Source organism: Candidatus Bathycorpusculum sp., assembly GCF_009778815.1.
GTDB classification, from domain to species: domain Archaea; phylum Thermoproteota; class Bathyarchaeia; order Bathyarchaeales; family Bathycorpusculaceae; genus Bathycorpusculum; species Bathycorpusculum hydrogenotrophicum.
This window is the reverse complement of sequence record NZ_WRFL01000007.1, coordinates 1-24,644: the sequence shown is the minus strand read 5'-3', so window position 1 is coordinate 24,644 and position 24,644 is coordinate 1. Positions and strand designations below refer to the sequence as shown.

The window sequence follows — 24,644 nt, the reverse complement described above, 5'->3', positions numbered from 1 at the left end:
CCTCATTCATGGATTATTGAGTAAACATTTCACAGCATATTTCATAGAGGTCGTTCCATTTTTTGGTGTATAGATCGCATCCAATGTGTTAGCATAAAGTTGGTCGAGATTTTGATCATCTATGGTATGCAACCCATAATTGGGGTCATATAAAAAGTAGGTTTCACCGTTTTTCACTAACGCGAGGGCGTGGTTGCTTAAAATATCGGGCGCATTAATATGCTGTACAAACCTATAAACAATGAGATGCGCCTCATTTAGCTCTTTAATTGAAATATCTTTACCAGAAACAAATGCAAATCCACTATCAACAGTGAGACGATTATTGGTCATTTCTGGCACAGCCAGCAACGCTTCGCTAAAAGGATCAGCATGGGTTCCATATTCACCTATTCTATATTTTCCAAATTTTTCTGCCATATCTATGGCGTTTTTAGCCGCAACAGGAGTGTCATCAGTCAATTCATCAAATATGATGTGCGCACGACTGGGATTTTGTTGGTTATTAGTTAGATACTTCAGAATGTAATTTACTGCTAATCCCAAGCACATGCCAGTTTCTATTTTAGCTATATGTTTACGAGCAGTAATGCGTTGTATGATTGCATTTTGGCTTTGTTTTGCAGGGTTACCATAAAATGTAATGCCGTTAACATTATGAGACATAACTTGTGAAACACCTCTATTATGGAAAGAGTTCCGTGACTATTTTTGCGGTGAATTCTGGGAATTTTATTTGCCCAAGATTTTGCGCTTCAGCAGTTGTTCCGGCTATGCTCAAGTTAGGGCGCCTCCAAAGGTATCGCGTGATTTTTTTTGTTGGAGATGAGTGTATTGATTTATGTTTTCATCATCAAATAGTTTTTTTATATTTATCAATCCCAAATTTTTCCCCCGAATTTTATTTTTATATACCTTTATAACACTCAATCACATAACAATAGATAAATTTAAGTTGAATGAGATGTTTATGAAACAACCTTTGAAGTCAAAACCCATACAGGTTTTCGACGAAAACAACACAAAATGCAGAGTTCCAGCGATAAATAAAGGTAAATGTACGTATGTATGAAGAAACAAAGTAGATGAGGGTTAATTGTTGTTTTAGTTTATTCTTTGGGGTTGTTGATGTTGCTATTATTGATTGGTGGGGTATGGCCGTTGTTGTTTTGGTTGATTTCTTTAATGATGTTTGTGGCATATACGCTGTGTTCGAGTAGAAATGAACGTGAGAGGTAGCGTTCGAAGTCATTGGATTTGCTGTAGAGGTTTTGCATTTCGTCAAAGGCTTCCATGTCCTCAGCTTTACCGCGTCCTCCAACGACTAGAACTCTGGTTATCCAGGGGTCTCTTGATTCGACGACACGCACAGTTACGGTTCGAGAGACCTCGCTTGTCACATAACCTGCTAGTGCGGTGTAGACTTCCTGAGACATATCCTCGGTCCACATATTGGGTGGAGTGGTTATGGTTACCCAGATGTAGTCGGTTTTGTAGGTTGGTTTATAGCCCATGACGCTTGGGGTTTTGAAACTGCGAACAACGCTTTTTATGTAGTCTTTAAAGTGGGCCATATCAAGAATATCCTTGAAGATTACGTCTCGGGTTAGTCCGTCTTCTTGTTCGGTTAGGATTTTAAAGATTATTTTAAGCTGTTCGCTCTCGGTAAGATCGGCTGATTTTTCGTAGTAGCGTTTAGGAGCAACTATCTCGGCGAGTTTAACTTGATATTCACGGTGAGCATCAACGATTTTGTTGAGGCGTTTGCGATAGGGGGAGGTTAATTCGAAGCGTTTAGCGAGTTGTTCGTAGAGTTTGATTGTGGCATCGACTTGGTCGAGGTTTTCTATGGCGATGGCTTCTTCTTCGCTTATACGTCTTAGGTCGCGGTCTAGGTTGCGGAGTTTTTCGTGGGCGTAGCGTTTTGAGCTGAGGAATTTGCGCATTTGTCGCTCAATGCGGGTTTTATCGAATTCTTTGCGTTTTTTTATATCGGCAATGCGTATGGCTTCGTTATCATAGTCGCCTCGTTTTCGCATACGTTTAGCAAGGATTTCGTGGATGTAGGTGAGGTGTTCATCGATCATTTTGGCTTCATCGGCGGGTGTGCGTAGCATTAGTTGGATAACTAGATAGATTATGTCGAGTTCTTCTTGGATGTCATTTAGTTCTTCGAGTTCGATTTGGCATTCAGGAAGGACTGTGTAGTATCGTATGAGGGCTTCGGTGATGTAGCGGGTTTCATCGTAGAAGCGTAGTGTGTTTAGGGCTTGTTCGGCGAGTTCAGAGATGTTGACTAAATCTTCGAGGACTTTTTTTTGGCGGAGTGTGAATATTTGGGAGCTGGGGATTAATTGGTTTAGGCGTTCGACGATGTCTGCTTTGTGTTCAGAGAATTCTAGGTGGTTTTTGGTTAGGGTTGTTAGGAGGGTTTCGAGGTTGTCTAGTTTTCGTGAGTCGGTTTTTTTGAGGGTTAAATTGATGATGGATTCTTCGATGGGTCCGATTTTTCCCATAAATTTGATGGTGAGCAGGTATTTCATGATGTCGTCGAGCCAGTTTTTGGCTTGGAGTTCGACGCCTTTAACATGTAGGATGACGTCGTCTTCGAGGCGGGGGTTGCTGTTGATGATGTTTTTTAGTTTGTCTTCGAATTGGTCTTCGTTGTAGATACCGGTTTTTATGAGGTAGTTTTTGAAGAGTTCTCTTGCTGTATCGTTGTCGACTTTGATGACGTTTTTGATTTCGCTTAGCAGCTCTAGTTTTTCTTTTCGGGATTCTTGGAGCAGGGTCATGCTCTCAAAGCTTAGTTTGTAGGCAAAGAGGTAGTCTTCAACTGGATAGATGACTTTGGTCATACTTAGGGTGTGTGCGGAATTATTTGTTAGGCCGACCTCAGTGCCTATGCCTCCTAGGAGATCTGCTAGGTCAAAGTCCATAAGTACATAGAGCAGATCAACGACCATGTCATCCATTTCTTTTCGGGCGGATACAATGTTGCCGACTTTGGAGAATGCTGGCAGCAGGGGGAGATAGATTAGTGCGTTGAGGGGGTTACGGTATATTTCGCCGTATTCTTTGACGATGTGTTCGTTGTAGTCTTTGTTTATCAACAAGGAGAGTTCGTTCATAGCTACAAATGCTGAGCAGCCCTTTGCGGGTGGGTCGTCTCCGCCGCAGGGGGTGATGACAAAGGCGATCATGGGGACGCCTGAACCTAGAATTTTTCGCAGATGACGTGAAAAGTCGAAGAATATGCCGCTTCCTGTGCCGCCGCCCATGCCATAGACTAGAACAATGGTTGGGGTGACAATGGAGGAGAGCGCTTGTTCTTTGAAGGTGTTGATACAGTTTCGGATAATACCTAGCTGGTAGTAGTTGAGGGCATAGATGGCTTTTGCTAGGGCGCGTCTGCGTCCGGCGCCGCCTGCCATGGGGGGAACGGCCATGGTGGAATGTAGCCAGGGATGGTAATTGGTGAGTTTGGAGCCCTCGCCTTGTACGTATTCGCCGTATTTTTGGTTGATAAAGTCGAACATGGCCTCAGCGGTGGGGAATTTGACTGATTCTGCGACAAGGCGCCATCGTTCCCGGGGGACTCCGGCTTTAAGGAGGGAATGTGAGATTTGTTCGTGTGCTTCTTGGAGGCTTCGGATTTCAGGATCAGCTATATCTATAGCTAAAAGAGAAAGACGGGTCAGGTCATGTTCGATTAGTTCGCGGGTTTTTTTGTTAGTTAAGAAGGATTCAACGATGTTTGTGCCTGCGGAGCCTAATCCGATGAGTTGAACACTGTTTTGGTAGATTCGCGTAGTATCACATCCCGATTAAATTTTTGAGGCGTTCTTTGACTGAGTTGAGATTGGCAGACATGGAGCGATCGATTTTGGATGCTCGAAGGGTTAGGCCTTCTAAGTCTTTGATTTGGTCTTCTACCACAAGGGTCATGTAGCTGACTTTGCCGCGGATTCGTAGAAATAAAATTGCAAACAGGACTGCTACGACGGCGGCAGCTATGATAAGGGGTAGAAATAGCATTTGCATAAGAGAGCTTGCGGGTTCGTTTGAGACGTCTAAACCATTTAGCAGTGCAATGGCGTTTGTGACATCGCCGTTGTCAGCTATATTTTGGGAGGTTTTTAGGACGTTTTGATAGATTTGGATGTATCCTGGGTCTATGCCGTTGGCTTTTAGGGAGTCTAGTTTGTTTTCTTTGTCTGCTAGAAGGGTCAAGTAATGGTTCATGTCTGCGCTGGTTGCTGTTATGGTGATTGTGTCAAGTGGTTCGTTGCCTGAGGGGCCATAGAGGCTAACAGCGGTGAGGGGTTTTGATGCGCTGTTGGTTGTGGGGACTTTTCCATAGAGGATCATTTCAAATTCGCCGGTTATCCAGTTAAAGGAGGTGGATTGTGCGTTTGGGCTAAAAGCAGAGCCTAGGTTGTAATCGTTTTTGTTTGGGGCTTCCCAGTAGGGACCTGAGGAGGGTTTGTTTAAGCCTGAGGTTAATTTGAGGTTTCCTTCGCCTGAAGCGAGGACATTGACTGTGAAGGTGATTTTAACTTCGGCTCCAGGTAGAACTGCGCCTGAACCAGTTAGTTGATTGGTTGTAGCGGAGTATTGGACTAAGATTTGTCCGGTGGATACATCTTCGATTTTGTAGTCGGTTATCCACTGTCCCTCTCCGGCAGCTTGGACAAACGTTAGGGAGGTTAAAAATAGAGTAATTAAAAACAGAGCGCTTAAAAATAAGGTGGCACTTAGTGCTGAAGCAACTTTCTTCATCGTTACCAACACAAATGGGTCTATAACTTGTTAGATATAACACTTGCGCTATTTCGCTGCTATAGTATGACTTTTTGTACCTATAGCAATGAATCAACTGAATCAGCGGTTGCTTGCTTGCTTTGTTAACTATATTTTGCAAAAGCCACGTACAAGTTGACAAAGCTAGCAAGTTGGGTTTTCAAAAAGCCATAAAATTGATTCAAGCGATAAGGTGTCAAAAATTCAGGAAGAGAGAAAAAACTTTGAAAACAAACATCCTTGGAAAATCTTTGCATAAAACACACTTTAAATGCGCCAATAGACCCATTGCGATCTGCCTCAGTGCATTGTTTATCATAAGCATGGTCTCTCCGCTTGCAATACAACCAACTCAGGCTGCAACACCAGCACTCCACACCGCAGGCAGTCAAATAATTGACGCCGACGGCAACGTCATCTATCTACGCGGTGTTGGCCTTGCAGGCTTTGTCCCCAATTTGATCCTCTGGGGTCAAGGTCAAAACGACGCATGGAGCAACCAATGGAACTACAACCCCCAAAGCGTCATGGACCAAACCTTCACAGCCATGCGTGATCAATGGCACATCAACTACATCCGAGTCTTTATCTACCCCAGCTGGTACTACCGCGACAACATCACCCCCGCCCAAGAAGACATCAACTATGCCGCCCAAACAACCCCCATAAGCACCAAAGCATACCTCCAAACACTCTGCACCCAAGCCGCCAAATACGGAATATATGTCAACATAGTACCCTACATGCTCACACCATCAGCAAGCTCCTCTGGAAACGACCCCTACGCCACACCAAACTCGGCAGGCGGCCAAGGCTTACCAATGTCAGGCTGGGACAGCGCAGCACAAAGATTCCTCTCAGACGCAGGCTATGCCAATAACGAAGCAGGCTTCTGGAGATGGTTCTGGACAGACATAGCAACCACCCTAAAAGACCACCCCAACGCAATCTTTGAAGCATGGAACGAACCCCAACTAGGTGCAGACAACACTCCCATACCCGCCTCATACATGCAATACCTCCAAACAATGTATAGCGCCATCCGAGGAACAGGCTCAAACCACCTAATCATGATGCAGTGGCGCGTAGGCTGGTTCCCCAACGGCTATGGCAACACCCTGAGCTGGACAAAACAAATCAGCGACGCCATCCCCACAGCAACCAACTTAGTCTACACAACTCATCTCTACTACTACGCACCAACCGACCTAACCTCATACTGGGCAACCGACTACAACACACTCAAAACACAACTCCAAACCGGCATCAACAGCATGGGCATCAACGCACCCATAGTCATAAACGAACAAGGCTCCTGCCTAACCAGCTCAAGAAACAAACAAAACGACTACACCTGGTGGCAAAACCTACTCCTAGCACAACGTGACCTAGGCATCGGCGCAGGCGCATACTACTGGCTAAGCGACGCAGGCCTAGGCCCAGTCTACTCCGGAGAAACAATGCTAAGCAACAACTACACACCCAACACCATGGGACAACACTACATCAACGCCTACAAACCAACAACAAACCCAACACCGACCACAAACCCAACCACAAACCCAACCACAAACCCAACCACAAACCCAACCACAAACCCAACCACAAACCCAACCACAAACCCAACCACAAACCCAACCACAAACCCAACACCGACCACAAACCCAACACCGACCACAAACCCAACACCGACCACAAACCCAACAACAAACCCAACACCGACCACATCAACACCAAAATGCCCCAAACCAACAACAACACCAACAACAACACCTGACCCAACCACACCACCACCAAAATGCCCCAAACCAACAACAACACCAACAACAACACCTGACCCAACCACACCACCACCAAAATGCCCCAAACCAACAACAACACCTGACCCAACCACAGATCCTTGTCCGACAAAGACACCTGACCCATCCCCTGATCCGACAACCGAACCAACTCCGGTAGTACCAAAACCACCAGCAACCCCAACCAAACACACAAAACCATATACAGCAACAAAACCAACACAACCAACCCAAGAACCAACACAACCAACCCAAGAACCAACACAACCAACCCAAGAATCGCCAAAATCATATGAGAATCGGGATTCATCTCGGTGTTTCTACTGGTCTCCTTGGCAACGTCACCACTTTTCGTGGTCACGATCCCACATGTGGTTGACTCACTACCGCTAAAATCCACCTCCCTTTTTTGTTTTTTAACTCAGCAATTAGGTATCGAGTTAGTTTGTAGATAAACCATAAAGCTATCGAGCACTAGAAAAGTAGGGTGGGATAGATTTGGATATTATTAATGTTCGTTTGCCTCCCAAAGTGCTCGCAGATGTGGATAACCTTGCCGAAAAGCACAGTTTGACGCGTTCTGAGGTCATACGTCAATCGCTTACAATTTATCTGCATTTGATTGAAAATATGGGTAGTCTGCTACGGCCCATAGCTTTTCAGGTTAAGCCTTCCCAGATCAGCTATGCTCGAAGGGGTGATGTGTCGATTTTGAAGATGCCCACCGGTCATGCCATTGTGACAGGTTCCACTTCCTCAGGAGCGGTGGGGCCTAAAGAGTTTGATAGGGTTAAAGTTGATGGGCAGGTGTTGGGCAAGTTTTTGGCGCGGGTGGCATTGATGGATGTGATTACAACAGGTGCTTTTCCTCTGCTTTTGTCGTTGACTTTGGGTGTAGAAAAACAATCTACGGGTGCGGCAATATCTGAGGGGGTTAGTCGGGAAGCTCGAAGCATTGGACTTGATCCCCAGCAGGTGCTTTTGGAAAACACAGAGGATAACTTTGAAACTGTGCAAACCGGTGCAGGTTTAACGGTTGTGGGCTTAGCAAATGAAAATGAGCTGCGGCTGGGAAAAACTCTGCCAGGTGATTTAATTGTGGCGGTAGGCAGGCCAAAAGTAGGTGAGGAAGTTATCGCCGCTGAGGCTAGAGGCGAAATAGCGGATCTTAGAAATGTGGCGCAACTTTGCCAGTGCAGATATGTTCATGATATCTCAGCGGTAGGCGGTTTTGGGATTGCCAGTGAAGCTAAAATGATGGCCTATGGAGTGGGCAGGCAACTCAAGCTTTGGGAGAAATCGGGTGTAGATCTTAACAAGTCTGCGGGTCCAGCCACGGTGGTCTTAGTCACTATTGATGGAGAGCGGTTGGAGGATTTAACCTCATTGATTTCTAAGCCGATAAATGTTATAGGAGAAATTCTCTAGTCAAAGCAGAGTTTCTATTGTTTATGCGGGAACGTTTTTTAGTTTGAAGTAGGAAATATCAAGATAATGTTATCAAACACTTGTTTTTTTCAAGTGGGTACCACTACAAAGAAAAAAGGATTTCCTGTTGAAAAAGTTGTAGGGTTTCTTTTAGTAGTGTTGGTGTTTGGTATTCTTCTTTGGCAAGCGCAGGGGTTAATTTCTTTATTTGGAGACTCAAAAAGCTCAGAGACAGAGTATACCACTTTGAGTTTGGTTCCCGGCATATCTAAAACCTATCAACATAACAGTGACAATTTTGTTTTCAGCTACAAACTATCAGATACGGATACTTCAAATCTGCTCTATGTGACCAAAAATGCAGTTGAACAGACAGGCTCATATCCAGCTGTTGCAGGTGCAACTTATTCAGATTTAGGCTTAGAAATGAAATTGGGTTCAGTATCTTCAAACGTGCTGGTTCTGCAAGTTAAACCCCTGTCCAAGTGACCAACTCTGTAAACGCCAATCATAAAGCTAATATTTTCCACCTCTACTAATTTGTTAGTTCTTGGGGAGCTGGAAATGACCGGCTGAGAGGACAGTATTTGCTGTCGACCCTGTGAACCTGAACCAGGTAATACTGGCGGAGGGAAAATAATGAACAACCATACAGAAGAGAATACTCTAAACTCTAAACCTAAAAATAGAATTAAAACCCAGATTCTTGCAGAAATAGCAATTTTTACGGCCTTGGGCACTGCGCTTAGTTTGATCCCCATTTTTCATCTTCCAAATGGAGGCTCAATTACTCTGGGCGCTATGGTACCCATACTTTGGCTGGCGTTGCGACGGGGACCAAAAGTCGGTATCTTTGCAGGAGTTGTTTACGGTCTTGTTCAGTTGGCCGTTTTACCTCAGGTATATTATCCAACACAGGTGTTGCTGGATTATTTCTTAGCGTTTGGCTGTTTAGGCTTAGCAGGTTTATTTAAAAAGCAACCAATCATAGGAGTTATACTTGCAGTTATGGGAAGGTTTGTTATGCATGTGATTTCAGGAGCCATTTTCTTTGCCGAATTCGCACCTGCGGGAATGAATCCATGGGTTTATTCAAGTATATACAATGGAAGCTATATGTTACCTGAACTGGGGATAAGCATCTTTGTTATCTATCTACTGTATAAGGCCAATGTGTTGAGGTCGTATATGTAATGGGAAAACTTGCGGCTAACGAACTCCAAAAAATGCTCAACTGTATCCCCCCTGATGAGCGGGTGGTGGTGCCGCCTCAGATAGGCTTTGATGCGGGGGTGCATCGGTTAGGGGATAAGCTTGTGGCGGTAGCAACTGATCCGTGTACAGGGGTTCCTGAGGAATGGTTTGGCTGGCTACTAATCAACTATGCCGCCTCAGACATAGCACTCTTTGGGGTAAAACCCGAGTTTTGCACCATCACCTTGCTGGGTCCCCGACCCACAAGTCCCAGTCGGTTCCAAAAGATCATGGCACAAATCTGCAAAGCCACCACCGAACTAGACATCGCCATCGTACGCGGCCACACAGCCATGTATGATAGCCTAAAAGACCTCTTAGGTGTATGCACCATCTATGGCACCGTAGAACCCATACAACTTATCACCTCAGGCGGCGCAAAACCCGGCGATCTTATTTTATGCACCAAACCCCTGGGGATAGAAACCATCACCAACTATGCACTAACCCATAAAGAAAAAGCACAACAACTCTTTGGCACCCAAAAACAAGCCGAATATGGAGAGCTTGTACCCATGCAGAGCTGTGTCAAAGAAGCCCTGGCACTCTCAAAGATAGCGGGCGTGCATGCTATGCATGACGCAACCGAGGGCGGATTTGTAACTGCCCTAAACGAGTTAGCAGAAACATCCAACACAGGATTTATAGTGAAGCAAGAAAACATAACCATACCCAACGAAGCCCATTTACTGCAGAAACACTTAGGGTTGAGTGAAACTCAGATGTTATCGTTTTCTTCAACAGGTACCATACTTGCAGCAGTCATGCCCAACGCAAAGCAAAAAGTCACTGAAACCCTGCAAAAACTTGGACTTACAGCCGCGTTTATTGGGGAATTTACCGAAACCAAAGAAAGAATCATACTACAGAACAATACCCAAACAGCATTTCCCAGCCAAGCTGACGACCCCTACACATCCATGATGACCATCACTTGAAATTGGCACCCTAAAAGTGAGAGTATAGCAAATGGCAAACTCAATATAGAGGAATTTTATAGATACAACCAACAAGCTTAGCGATCAACAATCCAAGACTGCAAGCATCGAACTGAATTTCAATATCAACAGGCTACACGGAAATATAATGTGCGGCTATGGGCTTGCGTGCTGGCTGTACCAAACCAGTTAACAAAGCCAACCTTAAAGAAAAGGTATACATTCATTTTGATGGAGAGGTTAAGTGTCAGATAAGTGCAAAGAACAAAAGCATAAAGAAAACAAGCTGGAGAGCAATATTTTGGAAACACAGATCCTAACTGATGCAGATACATATCCAGATAACAGCGTTATTGAGAAGGCGTTAGGGGCAGATCGGTTCGGTCTTTTTTTAAAGTTTATAGAAAAAATTGAAGCCCTGAATTTGACTATTGAGTGGCGTTATTATAACGATGGAAAAGCGTGGTTAGGCAAGATATGGTACAAAAAGAAAAACCTTGGTTGGCTCTCTATATGGAATGTGGGGTTTAAGGTAACGGTTTTCTTTACTGAAAAAACAATAGAGGGCTTTAATGCACTGGGTATAGACATAAAAGCTCAGATACCTACGGGGAAACTAATACCCATACTAATGACAATCAAAGATGACAAGATACTTGACAATCTGATATCAATTTTGAAATATAAAAAGGAGCTTAAATAACTATTACCCTGATGTTTTGGCCGTTTTACATTAGATTTCTCACATTTTTTGTTCATTTTTAGCTCGACTAAATTTCCCACTCAAATTTATTTTTGTTATCAAGTAGCATTTTGCGGTTCTGTTTTTCAAAAGATTCAAAGCATCAACCGCCTATGGATAACTTGGAAAACATAACTCAGTCCAATTTTAACTGATTTTTCCATCATGCTTACAATGCAAACAAAACCAAAACCCTACATGACTTGTGTGAAAAGGTCACTACCCGATGAAATCGAACTATTTTTATACTGTAAAAATATCAATGTTAAACTACCTTGGAGCTTCAAGATGATGGAAAAAACCCTTTTTTCCACACACACAATAAATGACATTATTGGGCCTCTAAATGAGATAGAAAAAAAGAGTACGCCCATACAAGTGTACACCTCTGGGAAAATACCACTTCCATTAACAACCCGAAGAGTTGCTATAGTAGGTTCAAGGAAAGCCAGTCCCGAAGGCATTTCTGAAACAAAAAAAATCGCCAAATATTTTGTACAACAAAATATAATAATTGTAAGCGGACTCGCAGAAGGCATAGACACAGCAGCACACACAACAGCCATAAACGAAAAAGGACAAACCATCGCAGTCTTAGGCACACCATTGAACAAGTTTTATCCCGCAAAAAACAGACAATTACAAGAAATAATAATGCAGGAACACTTAGCAATATCACAATTTATTATTGGGCAACCTGTGCAACCTAAAAATTTTGTTATACGGAACCGAACAATGGCACTAATATCAGATGCAACCATCATAGTTGAAGCCAGTTCTACAAGTGGCACAAAACATCAATGCTGGGAAGCACTGAGACTTGGACGCCCAGTGTTTATTCATACAAAAATAATGCAAAATCCACACATAGAATGGATAACAGACGCAAAAAAGTATGGGGCTACAGAATTTAGTGACCCTGAAGAAATTTTAGACTATTTACCCCCTGAACAGAGATTTATAGAAGCTGTTTTGAAATGAAAATTTCACAGGTAAAATTTTGTTCCCTTTTATCTTACTCACCACGTGGAATTAGCCCAGAAGCGGAACAAGCAAAAACTTACACGTACGCTTTAAAAGATGGAAGAAGTACAAGTTTAAAAAATCCGCGTTTTATGCCTGACTATATAGCAGATAAACTTTATGGAAGAATAGCAGTACATCCTTTTAACAGTTTTTTTAAACCAAATACTGTTTTAGTACCAATTCCTGGACATGCTGTGTTGCAAAAAGATTCGCTATGGGTTCCTCATCAAATTGCTTCTGCTATAGAACGTAAAGGGCTAGGCAAGATTTCTCCGTACCTTTATAGATACCAAACAATACAACAATCATATAGAAGTCAACACCAAAGACCTACTGCTCAAGAACAGTATAATTCTATTGCTACACGAGATAAAGATCTGTTTGAACCTGAAGAAATATTATTAATTGATGATGTTATCACTCAAGGGGCCACCATTCTAGGCTGTGCTAACCTGTTACGTGACATATTTCCTAAAAGCAATATACAAGCGTTTGCGGCTGTACGTGTAATTAGTGATGCAATTAATTTTGAAAAATTTTACAAGCCCTGTGAAGGCACAGTTAATTTACTTGCAAACGGTGGAACACGACGTTTAGATAATTAGGTCTTAAATAAAATACGAAGCAAATTTAAAATCGGATAATTCCATCAAAAAACGATGAACTCATAGTGTATAAAAACGGCTAAAATCCACATATTTAAAGGATTTAGGCTTTTTTAGTATTGATAGCAACATCATAGTTTATCAAGGTGCATCATACACATCGTTACCTATGTCAGCGGTGTTACCAAAAATCTCCCCGCCCGATCGCTCAACAAAGGTCGAGTTCCCATACAAGCCGCCACCCTGTAGAGCGGTGTTACCAGAAATCTCGCCGCCAGACATAGTGAGAAAACCATATTGCAGATACACACCGCCACCATAACCGCCACTATCTACATATCCATATGCAGGCTTTGCTGTGTTATCGGAAATCTCGCCGCCAGACATTTTAAACACACCTCTGTTATACACTCCACCGCCCCATGTTGCGGTGTTACCCGAAATTTTTCCACCATATAACTCAAAAACGCCACCCTCATCAATGCCTACGCCACCACCTCGACCAGCCAGGTTACCTGAAATTTCGCCATTAACCATTATCAGTGTACCACCATAAGCAATGCCTACCCCCGTACCTGTAGAACCGTCCTCATGAGTTATAATAATGCCATCAAGTGTCAGTCGTCCACCATTTTCAACCGTAATAACGTTCTGACCATCCAAACCAATCAGTTTAAAAAAATTATTATCGCCTGTACTTTTTAACGTAATGTCTGCACCTGGAGGGATAGCAAGTGCAGCACCAATAGAAATATCGTTAGTGAGAGCAATATTGACAGGCACGCCAACTTCAGCCTTATTAACAGCGTCTCTAAGCTCAGTTGCATTCTTTACACGTATAAGACCATCATCTACCGCTAAAAACCAATAGGCAACCAAAGAACAAACAATCACAGCCACAAGAACCAAAGAAACAACTATCAAAGTCCTACGGCGTGAGCCAGAGTTGAGCTTAACAGACATGCCAAGATACCCTTTTACAAGTTAAGCACAACACTTTAAAATATATATGCGTTGTGCGACAATGTAAAAAAAATCAACAAATATATCGCAATTATTTATAAAGATAGACGTAAGGGGTTTTGTCAGGTTTGTTTTCTATCTATTTTTTGATTTCGTTGAGTACATATTTGACGATTTCGTCGGCTATGTTGACTTTTGCAACCATTTGGAGGCCTTTCCATCCGGGTTGGCTGTTTACATCTACAATACGGGGTCCGTTGGGGCCCTCTAGTATGTCAACACCGGCGATTTTGCATCCGACTGCTTTTGAGGCTTTTATGGCTATTTCTTTGAATTCTTCGCTGATTTCTGTGGGTGCGGGTCGTGCGCCTCGGCTGTAGTTGGTTTTCCATCCGTCTGCGATACGGCACATTGAGGCGATAACTTGGTCGCCTATTACAAATGCGCGAATGTCGCTGTGTCCATGGTCAACAAATTCCTGCATGTATATGACGCCGTGGTGGAAGGTTATGGCTTTGAAGATGGTGTCGGCGATGTCTATGTCGTTTATGCGTGTGGCTCCTTGTCCGCGGCTTCCAAAGATTGGTTTGACAACTATGTCTCCGCCAAGTTCGTTAAAAGCGCGGAGGGCTTCGTTTACGCTCTCAGTGGCTAGTGTGCGTGGGACAGGTACGTTGACGTCTTCGAGTAATGCAACGATGTCGTATTTGTCGACGCAGTGTTCGATGGCTGTTGGGGGATTTATCATGTAGAAGCCTTGTCGTTCGAGTTTGTAGAGCATATCCATGCGGAAAACTAGTTCCTCGAGGCTACCGCGGCCGATGGGTCGGATGATAAGTGCGTCTAGATCGTCAAGTATGCTTGTGTTGTTGACTTTAAAGTAGGGTTTGTAGGCAATTCGGGCGACTAGGCGTGGGAAAGTGAAGCATTCATAGGGTATGCTACGTTTGTTTAGTGCTTCGCGGACTTGGGTGCTGCTCCATGCTTCTGGATTGCGGGTTACTATACCGAATTTCATGGGGGTCTTCCTTGGAGATGACGGTTAAGATGCTTTAGGGTTTTAGCTCTTAAAGTTTCTGGCCAACAGATGCAAACCCACGCGGACTATGCTGAAAGTGATATGCCTGTTTGCGTCTGGAGCCTTTCCTCAAAGTCACGACTTAGACTTTGAAAGGTCATTTTAAACACTAAAATGAAGTTGTTGATTACTTCTAATAAGTTGCCTTTGCGTAAGCTCAAACATATCAAAAGGGTAAACCGGTAAATCCGCTCAAATTTTTTTGCTTCACAGTTCATATTAACGAAAACTGTTTTATAGGAAAAGTAACAAATAGGCATATGTTAAATATGGATAAATTTATTCCCGTCATATTGCTTTTCTTTTTCATAAGTGGAACATTCGCAACAGCACTTAATCCTGTTTCAGCTTCAGAGCTAGTTGAGGATTCATGGAATACAAAAACACCCATGACTCAAGCACGTGCTAGTTTAGGGGTTATTGCTGTTGATGGGAAAATTTATGCTATCGGTGGTTATTCCGCTGATGGATCTGTTGTTGGTACAAATGAGCGATATAACCCTAAGACTGATGAATGGGTTACTATGACATCTATGCCTACGGCAAGAAAAAATTTTGCTGCAGTGGTACATGAGGGAAAAATTTACTGTATAGGTGGAGAATCAAAAAATGGTATAACTAGTGTGATTGAGGTTTATGATACAGTTACTGATAAATGGAATATTAAAAAAAATGTCCCATTTAATGTTGTGTGTAATATTCGAGCTAATGTTGTTGGTGGACAAATTTTTATCATACACGGTAAAAATCTGTTCATATATGACACAGTTGCTGATGTATGGACACAAAAAAATAGTATACCACACCTCGATGATAGTATGCCACAATCTGATGATACTGGCGTTCCTAGTTATGATTTTACGTTTGTAATGGATAACAAAATAATAGCTTATTTCAAATACTCCTATGAGTACCTTCGCTATAACGAAAAAGTTATGATTTATGATATCAAAACTGATGTATGGAGTGAAGGAAAAACATCTACTACAGAAGGCATATATGCTAAGCCCAATAAATGGTCTGATACTTCAGGCTATATTCACATTACTGCTAGTTGTATGACAACGGGCGTTTATGCACCAAAGAAAGTTTATGCCTTTGGATTGGGCCCTGGCCCTGGGCAACCGACTTTTATAAATTGGGTTTATGATCCTGTAAAAGATACATGGTCAAATATCGAAAATATTCCCATCTATATAGACCAGTTTGGAGTTGCAGTCGTTGACGATATTTTATATGTAATAGGCGGAAAAGAGGCCTTTGGTTACGGCGTTTGTTCGGGCAATGAACAATATGTACCAATTGGATATCACAATACACTATCATCAATTATTTCACCATCTGCAACTCTCCCACCTTCTAACGCGGTTGTTTCCACTGAACCTGACTCTTCTGAATCTGAACATGTGTGGTCTTTCTTAATCCCATCTGTTGTGGTTGCAACAGTTCTAACCGTAGGTGGTGTTACAGCATTGTTTTTCTATTTAAGAGGAAGAAAAAGACCAGGATCCGATACACCGAGGTTAGTTTAAGGAATTGTTTAGACTAAATGGATAAAGTTTGTGCATCTTTATTTGTAGCGTGTTTGAGTTATGTGTTGTTAGAGCATTAGGAACATGGATTTTACTTGTTGGATTCCGTGCATGCCGCGTAGTCGGTTGATGAGGGTGAGGATGCGGGTGTTGTTTCCTTGGGTTATGAATATTTCGAGGCAGTATTTTTCGCCGATGTGGCGGTGGACATTTTCGATAACGACGTCGTCGAATTCGTGTCGGAGTTCAGTTAGTTTTATGTCTACGTCTTTGCGTTGGTGGTCACAGGTGACCATGATGGTGGCGGCTACATTTTCGGTTTGGGCGGTGGCTAGTTCGGTTTCAGAAATTAGGTTACGCAGGGCGTCACGAAAGGCCTCTGAGCGGCTGTAGTAGCCTTTGGTTTCCATAAAAGTTTCGAATTTGTGGAGAAGCTCAGGTGGGAGGGTTATGCTGATTACGGTCATAGGGTCACCTTCAAGTGTTATTAACTTTTATGGCCATTATTAATAGTATATTAATATATTTTCATATCGGTTTAGCATCAACCTAATATTTGTTAATGGACAACGTTGCTTAATCTGAGGACACAATATGGACGCTTGCGAAGAAAAACCAACACCCCCACGGAAAACAATTGTAATTGGCGAAGAAGAAGAAAACAAGAAGGTTCTAGTGGGTTTTGCGGTTTGGCTGGGTATAACTGTTCTGGCTGCGGGGTTACTGGATTTGTTTCTCAAGGGCATACCGTTGGGTTTTACCTTTCCCCTTATCAACATCGAAGCCTCCGTTTCAATGATACTTTACTATGTTGCCATCATTGTTGCCGCAGTCTACATCGGGGTTGTGGGTTTAAAAGAGTTAGTTATCGAGCGGCGCTTTAGTGTCGAGTTTCTCATGGCAGTTGCCGGTTTAGGGGCCTTGCTACTTGATTATCGCTTTGAAGCGGCCACGGTGTTGTTTCTCTACTGTATAGCCGAATACTTTGAGGGCTACATCCAAGACCGAGCCCGGCGCACGGTTGAGAAAATTTCTCAAGTGGTCCCTGAAAAAGCCCGGATTATAGCCGATGGCAGAGAAGTCAGTGTGAATGTGGATCAGGTGCAGACCGGTGCAGTTGTCTTGGTTAGGCCGGGGGAGCGTATTCCGCTTGATGGGGATGTGATTGAGGGGTTTAGTCATGTGGATCAGTCGCTAGTTACTGGCGAGTCGGTACCTGTGCCTAAAAAAGCCAAAGACTGTGTTTATGCAGGAACCCTAAATACGGGAGGGGTTCTCCAAGTTGTGGTCACTAAAAAGTCCAGTGAAACTTTGGTGTCACGCATTATTCAGCTGGTAATTGAGTCACAGAAACGTAAAGCTACCATCGAGCGGCTGGTGGATCGGTTTGCCCGGTTCTATGTGCCCATCATTCTTGGTTTGGCAGTTTTCACAACTGCAGTGTTGCCGTTTGTTTTTGGGGGCGGGTTTGAAACATGGTTTTACCGCTCACTGATTCTTATTGTGGTGTCATGTCCTAGTGCGTTTATCATCTCGGTGCCTGCAACAGTGTTTATAGCCATAACCATTGCAGCCAAAAGAGGAGTCATCATAAAGGGCGGGATTTTCATCGAGAAACTAGCCCAGGTTAAACAGGTAGTGTTTGATAAAACCGGTACGCTAACTCTTGGACAACAAGCAGTACATAGAGTGCATCGGGTAGATATTTCACGGGCTGAGGATGAATCTGTTATGTATGCTGCTGCACTTGATCAGTATTCCAATCACCCCATTGCGCGGGCGATTGTGCGCCGAGCAGTGGAGCGCGGTATTGATTTGAGCAAAATTAAAGTTAGCGATGTAGTGGAGGTACCTGGAAAGGGTATTGTGGGTATGGTTGAGGGCAAGCATGTCGCTATCGGAAACCCCGAGTTCATGGAGGAGCTGGGCTGTGATTGTATGGATGCGTTTGAGGTAACCACTGGTGATACACATACAGCGGTTTGCATCTCGGTGGGCAAAACTGGGTGGGCGACGATTTGTGTGGTTGATCAAGTTCGCGAAGATGCGCTTCAATCCATTGGTTTGCTTAAGCAACAAGGGGTTCGTACTGTGATGCTTAGCGGAGATAGAGAAGCCATTGCAAACGATACGGCAAAGTCTTTGGGTATAGATGAGGTTCATGCTGAGTTGCTGCCTCAGGATAAGTTGAGCTGTATTGAGCATATGAGAGGCAAAGAGGGTTTGGTGGCTATGGTTGGGGACGGGGTTAATGATGCGCCGGCTTTGGCAGCCTCAGATGTGGGTATTGCCATGGGAACCCATGGGGTGGATGTGGCGTTAGAGTCAGCAGATGTGGTGCTGGTAAATGATGAGCTATCCCAGATTCCTTATTTGCTCAAGTTGAGTCAAAAAACGATGGGTATAGCCAAACAAAACATTGCGGGGTCATTGGCGATAAAGTTTGCTTTGGGCGCTTTGGGTCTTTTGGGGTGGGTGCCGCTGTGGTTTACCGTAGCCGCGGGAGATGATGGGTTAACCTTGTTGCTGTTACTAAATACGCTACGCCTAGAGCGGCTAAAGAGTTAATCTCTTGGATGCATGTACAAAAATCTAAGGCTATAGAGTAACATAAAAACCAACAAAACCAAACTCATCACAACCTTGTATACGAGCGGGAAAAAAATAAAATATATATGTAACACTTTGCGTTTGTTTGTAGACGATGCACGGTATGGCTGTTAAATCTAAATCTGGTTTGCACGGTATATGTCGCAGAGCGTTATTAGTTGTTTCTTTGCTTGTTATGTTGTTATTTTCTTCTTGTTTTGTTTATGTGTTTAGCAGTAGTGTGTCTCCTTTTGTGTCAGGGTCGTCTAATAGGGTGGTTAGTTCCGAGTCTGAGCTTAGAGCCGCTGTTAATGATTCTGCAGGGCCTATAGTTATTGCTTTTAATGGAGATATCCAACTTTCAGGGGAGTTAAAAATTCCTGCTGATAAAGATGTTACGTTGACAAGTAATAATGATGATAACACTGGATTTTTCAAGTTGGTTGGCGCAAATGGTGAGAGTACAATTTTCGTTGATGGCACATTGAGACTGGCGGGCATTATTATAACTCATGCAAACGGTGATAGCGGTAGTGGTGTAACAGTCAATTCGGATGGTACGTTTATAATGTCAGGTGGCGAAATTTCTGGGAACTCCGCTTTTCGTGGTGATGGTGGGGGTGTATTCAATGATGGTATTTTTGAGATGTCTGGCGGTATGATTTCTTACAATACCGCGAATGTTTTTGGTGGTGGCGTATTTAACAGGCGTACTTTTGAAATGTCTGGCGGCTATATTACTAATAACGAGGCTACTCTTGGCGGCGGCTTATATGTTCAATTAGGTACTTTTAGTATGTCAGGTGGCGAAATTTCTTATAATAAGGCTAATCGAGATGGTGGTGGCATACATAATCAAGAAAGTAATGTTAACTTGTTTGGAGGCGTGATTTCTCACAATACCGCAGAAGGTAAAGGGGGCGGGCTTTGTGTTTCATACTTTATGGATCTTGAAAAAGTTTTTGTTAGTGATGGAGTAGTGTTTGAGAATAATTCAGCCGATATAGCGTATAATAGAGATTCGGCTCATGATGATTTGTATAATTCGCACATAGACAGTAATGTTGTTTGGACCTCTCCCTTTAAACAGGGTTATAACAATTATGACATCAGCTATACCTATGGTACCCCATACGATAATACAAATGGATCGTATACTCTATTTATTGCCGCTATCGGGGTTGCAGTGGTTTGCATTATTCTTGGTTTAGCTGTTTACCTCAAAAAGAAGGCAAACAAGTAACAAAAACATGTACTTCGATGTTGCCTTTTTGTGAATTGCTTTTTCTTTTGATGTATTCAGCCTGCAGTGAAATACTGCTTTCATTAACCCACAGGCACAAAATGCATATTCAATCAGCTTGTCTTCAAGACACTGCTGATAACCGACGTCTGCTGGATTACAAGGGGGCTTGCTTGGGGGTATTGCGGATCGTTTGGTTGTGTGTATATGTGTTTGAGGTTAGCTTCAGGGGTGGTTGATGGGAATGTTTTTAGGTGCTACCTATGTTTTGCTAAAAGCAAACACTAACATGGGATGATTTGCATGCAGCCTATGCCTAAAGATTACAACCTTATCGAAATTGAGCAGAAATGGCAAGCTAAGTGGGAAGAGATGGGCATTTATCGCTATAATTGGAGTGATAAGAGCAACCCGTCGTTTAGTATTGATACACCTCCGCCTTATCCGTCAGGTGAGCTCCATATGGGTAATGTTCTTAACTGGACCTATTTTGATATTGTTGCTCGCTACAAGCGTATGCAGGGCTTTAATGTACTCTTTCCGCAGGGATGGGACTGTCATGGGTTGGGTATAGAAATACAGGTCGAGAAAGCCAACAATATTCGCAAACGTGACATACCCCCTGAGCAGTTCCGCGGCATGTGCATGGCCTTAGTTGAGAAATACATTGCCATGATGAAAGAAGGCATCCTAAAACTTGGCGCCTCTATTGATTGGACCACTGAGTACCGCACCATGGATCCCGACTACTGGCGCAGAACACAGCTAAGTTTTATTCAACTCTACCAGAAAGGCTTCATGTATCAGGGCACCCACCCCGTTAATTGGTGTCCCCGCGATGAGACAGCCATTGCCGATGCCGAAGTGGATCATATTAAAAAAGAAGGCAATCTACACTACATCAAATTCCACATAGCAGGCAGTGAGGAATATCTTTTAATTGCTACCTCGCGCCCCGAGTTTATTCCGGCATGTGTCGCTGTGGAGGTTAATCCCAACGATGAACGCTATGCCCAATACATCGGCAGAAAAATCAATGTCCCATTGATGAATCGAGAAGTTACCATCATAGCAGATGAAGCAGTAGATCCCAAATTTGGTACGGGCGCTATGCAGATTTGTACCTATGGTGATAAAGAAGACGTTAAAACAGTCATAAAACACAAACTCCCCATCATACGGCTCATACAGCAAAACGGCCAAATCAGCGATGCCGGAGGCAAATATGCAGGCCTCTATGTGAACCAAGCCCGAGCCGCCATAGTGGAGAATCTTAAAACCGCAGGCTTACTTGAGAAAAGCGAGAAAATCCAACAAGAAGTAGGCGTATGTGACCGATGCAAAACATTGGTAGAGATTCTTGAAGTTAAACAATGGTTTATGAAAACCATGGAACTAACCAATCAAGTGGAGCAAAACGCTAACGCCATACCCTGGTACCCCGACTATATGAAAAACCGTCTCATTGACTGGGCCAAAGCCCTAGATTGGGACTGGGTTATAAGCCGCCAGCGCCTCTTTGCCACCCCCATTCCAGTGTGGTACTGCAAAGGTTGCGGTGAGCGCATCATCGCTAAACCGGAGTGGGTGCCTATCGATCCCAAAATAGAGGGCCCCAAACTCGAAGCATGTCCCAAATGCAGTGGCAAAGACTTCCAAGGTGAACAAGATGTTATGGACACCTGGATGGATAGTTCCATCACATGCGCGGTTCATGCCGGCTGGCCTGATCGATCAGATTGGAAACAACTCTTCCCCGTAAGCATCCACCCCTCAGGCACCGATATCATCCGCACCTGGGCATACTATCTCATGGTCCGCCACCTCGCACTCTTTAACGAGCGCCCCTTTAACAGCGTACTTATAAACGGCATGGTCCTTGGCGCAGACGGTAAAAAAATGAGTAAATCCCTCAAAAACTATGCCGCCGCTCCCGAAGTCCTAAACAAATATGGCGCAGACGCCACAAGACAGTGGGCCGCAGGCGGAGGCGCAACAGGCTCAGACATACCCTACCGCGCCCAAGACGTCGAATACGGCAGACGCTTTCTAGTCAAACTCTGGAACGCCGCAGGATTTGCAAGCACACTCCTAGCTGAGTACAACCCCCAAGAACAAACCAAAACAGAGCTCCAACTGCTCGACAAATGGATAATAAGCAAAACCGAAAATCTAACCAAAAAAGTCACCGAAGCATACGAAAAATGCCAATTCAACACCGTCACCGAAGACATCCGCAACTTTACCTGGCACGTCTTCTGCGACCACTACCTAGAAGCCATAAAAGACCGCCTCTACCGCCCCGACGTATATGGCAAACCCAACACAACAGCAGCCCAACATACCCTCTACGAAGTCTTCTACCGCCTACTCCAACTCTTTGCACCCATCGCACCCCACCTAACCGAAGAAATCTATCAACACATGTACCAAATCACCAAAACCCACCCAAGCATCCAAGTCTCACCCTGGCCAAAATTCAACCCAACACAAATAGATGAAAAAGCAGAACAAGACGGTGACCTAATCACAGCCATCATGAGTGAAATCCGACGTGACAAAGCCGAGAAGAAACTCCCCCTAAACGCGCCCATCAAAAGCATAGTTATCTACGCCAAAGACGACGTCACCACAATTAAACAAGGAAGCATTGACATAGCAGCCACCCTTAAAATCGAAAACATCACAGTCCAAACAGAGCAAGGCCAAGGCCGGCAAGTCGCCCAATACAAAGTCTACATCAACCCCCAATACTGAGAGATGACTATGACTAAAAAAGTCGGGTTAATTGGAGCTGGTGCCATAGGCACCGTACTCGCAGAAGCCATCGAACACAAATTGATAGCCTGCGAGGAACTCATAGTCTTTGATGCCAACAAAGATAAAGCAGAAAAACTAAAAACCTCAGTTACATTCCCAGTCAAAATAGCATCAAACATAGACGAACTGATTACTACCAACCCCAGAGTCATTGTAGAAGCTGCGGGACAAGGAGCAGTCCAGGAATACTACACCAAACTCACAGCCACCAACGCCGAACTAATTTTCATGAGCACCGGCGCCCTGCTTGATCTTCAACTAACACCCAAAGTACATTTCCCCGCAGGAGCCATCGGAGGACTCGACGCACTCTCCGCCGCCGCCAACGCAGGTATAAATGAAATCACACTAACCACGCGCAAAAACCCCAAAGCACTAGGCAAAACCGACACCCAAGAAACAACCCTCTACAAAGGCACCGCAGAAGAAGCCGCAAAACTCTTCCCCAGAGAAATGAATGTCGCAGCCACCCTAGCACTAACCGTTAAACCCACAAAAGTCCAAGTTCGCGTCATATCCGACCCAAAAATAACACGTAACACTCACGAAATCATTGTCAAATGGCAATATGGCGAAATGCAACTAAAATTCGCAAACCAACCACACCCAGATAACCCTCACACAAGTGCACTAGCCGCATGGGCAGCGATACAATTATTGCAAAAACTACTCAGCATATAACACATTTCTCCAATTGTACTATTTTTAACAAACCATTTTTTACAGCACCTTTTGCACTTGGCAAACAATCAGCCATGAGGTAAACTCTCCCAAGTTCAACGGGTTAGTTCAGAACACCTGTATCTACAACTGCCTTAATTTTAGAGACAATTCTTAACTTTGATTCTTTAAACACTCTAAAATCATGACGTCTCCCATTAGCAAAAGAAGTGCAAATAATTTGGCCATCGGCTTTGTTTACAACCACTTGGGTTTTTATGGTGTGTCTCTTCTTCTTTCCGCTGTAGTAACGTTTTTGCCCCTTTTTGGACGCTCAATCGGCGACTCCGTCGCATCAATCAAAACCACCTCATACTCAGTATCACTTTTCAACAGTGCTTTACATCCGGGCAACGAAAACATTCCATCCCTAACCAAAGTATCCTCCACCCAGCGTATGATACGGTAAATGTTGCTTTCATCAATTTGATAACTTGTAGCAATATGCGCATATGTTCGATATTCACGAATATACTCCAAAGTTGCAAGCAACTGCTCTTCTAAAGGTAACTTGGGCCTACGACCACCTTGGGCATGTTTGAGAGCAAAACTACGGCTCAATATTTCCAACATCTTTTCAAAAGTAACACGCTTAACACCAGTTATCCGATGAAACTCTTCATCCTAATAACTTTTCATTCATATTTCATCCAACCACAACAAGCACAGAAAACATCAATTACACTTATTTTAGTTTCGCAAGAAGTCGGCATTGGGACAAAACTATTTCGGGTGAGTTCTGATGGTGTAGATGTTGTGGAGCAGGGCATTTGAGAAGAGTGTTGTTTGTTGCCGATCAGTCCTTCTTTGTTTAATAATACCGCCAAATCGCCCCTTATCTGCTGAAAAACCACTCTCAGAAAGATTCCGATAAAAATACTGCCTCAAAAAATCAACCGGAGAAACCATTTTAGACAAAATACTAGCCCAAGCACCAACCTTTCTAATGCTCTTTTTAGGAATCAAATACAGCGCAGTACTACGCTCAAAAAGCTTGATAACATAGCGGGTACTGAAATATTTATCCAGCCGCAAAGATTTAATGGCAATGCCTAAGTGCCTCAACATAGCCAAAGCCTTTTTGAAAGCCTCCAGCTCCGATAC

General features: G+C 43.6%; 19 protein-coding genes, 2 pseudogenes and 1 riboswitch. Of the genes and pseudogenes, 13 read left to right on the top strand and 8 right to left on the bottom strand.

All coding sequences use genetic code 11. The annotated features are described in order from the left end of the window. Positions 1–6 precede the first annotated feature (6 nt). The 3 genes from FWF39_RS02650 to FWF39_RS02640 all read right to left on the bottom strand — a co-directional run bounded on the left by FWF39_RS02650 (position 7) and on the right by FWF39_RS02640 (position 4,782). Positions 7–666, bottom strand: a complete 660-nt coding sequence (locus tag FWF39_RS02650) for a YopT-type cysteine protease domain-containing protein (protein ID WP_343381886.1) — start codon at positions 664–666, stop codon at positions 7–9. A 443-nt stretch (positions 667–1,109) separates the two neighbouring features. Then, positions 1,110–3,782 (bottom strand): tubulin-like doman-containing protein, encoded by a 2,673-nt coding sequence (locus tag FWF39_RS02645; RefSeq protein ID WP_343381924.1) that lies wholly within the window; start codon positions 3,780–3,782, stop codon positions 1,110–1,112. Positions 3,783–3,816: 34 nt separating this feature from the next. Next, a complete protein-coding gene (locus FWF39_RS02640) occupies positions 3,817–4,782 on the bottom strand; it encodes a hypothetical protein (RefSeq protein WP_343381885.1) in 966 nt (321 codons plus the stop codon). A gap of 245 nt (positions 4,783–5,027) precedes the next feature. Between FWF39_RS02640 and FWF39_RS02635 the strand changes: the two genes are divergently transcribed. The 8 genes from FWF39_RS02635 (at position 5,028) to FWF39_RS02600 (ending at position 12,595) form a co-directional block, all read left to right on the top strand. Continuing rightward, on the top strand, positions 5,028–6,995 hold the full coding sequence (locus FWF39_RS02635; RefSeq protein WP_343381884.1) for a cellulase family glycosylhydrolase: 1,968 nt from the start codon (positions 5,028–5,030) through the stop codon (positions 6,993–6,995). Between the two features lie 126 nt (positions 6,996–7,121). Further along, positions 7,122–8,030 carry an AIR synthase related protein gene (locus tag FWF39_RS02630; protein WP_343381883.1) on the top strand — a complete coding sequence of 303 codons (909 nt, stop codon included), beginning with the start codon at positions 7,122–7,124 and terminating at the stop codon, positions 8,028–8,030. A 93-nt stretch (positions 8,031–8,123) separates the two neighbouring features. Beyond that, positions 8,124–8,519 carry a hypothetical protein gene (locus FWF39_RS02625; RefSeq protein ID WP_343381882.1) on the top strand — a complete coding sequence of 132 codons (396 nt, stop codon included), beginning with the start codon at positions 8,124–8,126 and terminating at the stop codon, positions 8,517–8,519. Positions 8,520–8,571: 52 nt separating this feature from the next. Beyond that, positions 8,572–8,681, top strand: a riboswitch (TPP riboswitch). Then, the gene (thiT, locus tag FWF39_RS02620; RefSeq protein WP_343381881.1) at positions 8,670–9,224 is read left to right on the top strand and encodes an energy-coupled thiamine transporter ThiT; all 555 of its coding nucleotides are present in this window, start codon (positions 8,670–8,672) and stop codon (positions 9,222–9,224) included. (Overlaps the previous riboswitch by 12 nt.) Beyond that, on the top strand, positions 9,224–10,222 hold the full coding sequence (locus tag FWF39_RS02615) for an AIR synthase-related protein (RefSeq protein WP_343381880.1): 999 nt from the start codon (positions 9,224–9,226) through the stop codon (positions 10,220–10,222). Before thiT ends, FWF39_RS02615 begins: the two co-directional genes overlap by 1 nt. A 301-nt stretch (positions 10,223–10,523) precedes the next feature. Further along, positions 10,524–10,925, top strand: coding sequence for a DUF3788 family protein (locus tag FWF39_RS02610; protein ID WP_343381879.1), 402 nt, complete (start codon positions 10,524–10,526; stop codon positions 10,923–10,925). Positions 10,926–11,138: 213 nt separating this feature from the next. Next, entirely contained in the window at positions 11,139–11,945 is an 807-nt protein-coding gene (locus FWF39_RS02605; protein WP_343381878.1) for a DNA-processing protein DprA, read from the top strand. Next, positions 11,942–12,595, top strand: coding sequence for a hypothetical protein (locus FWF39_RS02600; RefSeq protein ID WP_343381877.1), 654 nt, complete (start codon positions 11,942–11,944; stop codon positions 12,593–12,595). Before FWF39_RS02605 ends, FWF39_RS02600 begins: the two co-directional genes overlap by 4 nt. 141 nt (positions 12,596–12,736) lie before the next feature. Here the strand turns inward: FWF39_RS02600 and FWF39_RS02595 are convergent, their stop codons facing one another. Beyond that, the gene (locus tag FWF39_RS02595) at positions 12,737–13,558 is read right to left on the bottom strand and encodes a hypothetical protein (protein ID WP_343381876.1); all 822 of its coding nucleotides are present in this window, start codon (positions 13,556–13,558) and stop codon (positions 12,737–12,739) included. A 139-nt stretch (positions 13,559–13,697) separates the two neighbouring features. Beyond that, positions 13,698–14,576 carry a RimK family alpha-L-glutamate ligase gene (locus FWF39_RS02590; protein ID WP_343381875.1) on the bottom strand — a complete coding sequence of 293 codons (879 nt, stop codon included), beginning with the start codon at positions 14,574–14,576 and terminating at the stop codon, positions 13,698–13,700. Positions 14,577–14,905: 329 nt separating this feature from the next. On the opposite strand from FWF39_RS02590, the gene FWF39_RS02585 reads away from it, so the two are divergent. After that, the gene (locus FWF39_RS02585; RefSeq protein WP_343381874.1) at positions 14,906–16,168 is read left to right on the top strand and encodes a kelch repeat-containing protein; all 1,263 of its coding nucleotides are present in this window, start codon (positions 14,906–14,908) and stop codon (positions 16,166–16,168) included. A gap of 68 nt (positions 16,169–16,236) precedes the next feature. Here FWF39_RS02585 and nikR read toward each other — a convergent pair whose 3' ends face one another. Beyond that, positions 16,237–16,635: a nickel-responsive transcriptional regulator NikR gene (gene nikR / locus FWF39_RS02580; RefSeq protein ID WP_343381873.1), complete on the bottom strand. Its 399-nt coding sequence runs from the start codon at positions 16,633–16,635 to the stop codon at positions 16,237–16,239. Positions 16,636–16,762: 127 nt separating this feature from the next. Here nikR and FWF39_RS02575 point away from each other — a divergent pair, with 127 nt between their 5' ends. The 4 genes from FWF39_RS02575 (at position 16,763) to FWF39_RS02560 (ending at position 23,501) form a co-directional block, all read left to right on the top strand. Then, positions 16,763–18,736, top strand: coding sequence for a cation-translocating P-type ATPase (locus FWF39_RS02575; protein ID WP_343381872.1), 1,974 nt, complete (start codon positions 16,763–16,765; stop codon positions 18,734–18,736). Between the two features lie 145 nt (positions 18,737–18,881). Further along, a complete protein-coding gene (locus FWF39_RS02570; protein WP_343381871.1) occupies positions 18,882–20,000 on the top strand; it encodes a hypothetical protein in 1,119 nt (372 codons plus the stop codon). 303 nt (positions 20,001–20,303) lie between these two features. After that, positions 20,304–22,757 carry a valine--tRNA ligase gene (locus tag FWF39_RS02565; protein ID WP_343381870.1) on the top strand — a complete coding sequence of 818 codons (2,454 nt, stop codon included), beginning with the start codon at positions 20,304–20,306 and terminating at the stop codon, positions 22,755–22,757. Positions 22,758–22,766: 9 nt separating this feature from the next. Further along, positions 22,767–23,501 (top strand): aspartate dehydrogenase domain-containing protein, encoded by a 735-nt coding sequence (locus FWF39_RS02560; protein ID WP_343381869.1) that lies wholly within the window; start codon positions 22,767–22,769, stop codon positions 23,499–23,501. A 115-nt stretch (positions 23,502–23,616) separates the two neighbouring features. On the opposite strand, the pseudogene FWF39_RS02555 reads toward FWF39_RS02560, so the two are convergent. Both FWF39_RS02555 and FWF39_RS02550 read right to left on the bottom strand, forming a co-directional pair. Continuing rightward, positions 23,617–24,146, bottom strand: a pseudogene (locus FWF39_RS02555) (transposase family protein); the annotation flags it as partial. Between the two features lie 117 nt (positions 24,147–24,263). Further along, a pseudogene (locus FWF39_RS02550) lies at positions 24,264–24,644 on the bottom strand (ISNCY family transposase); the annotation flags it as partial.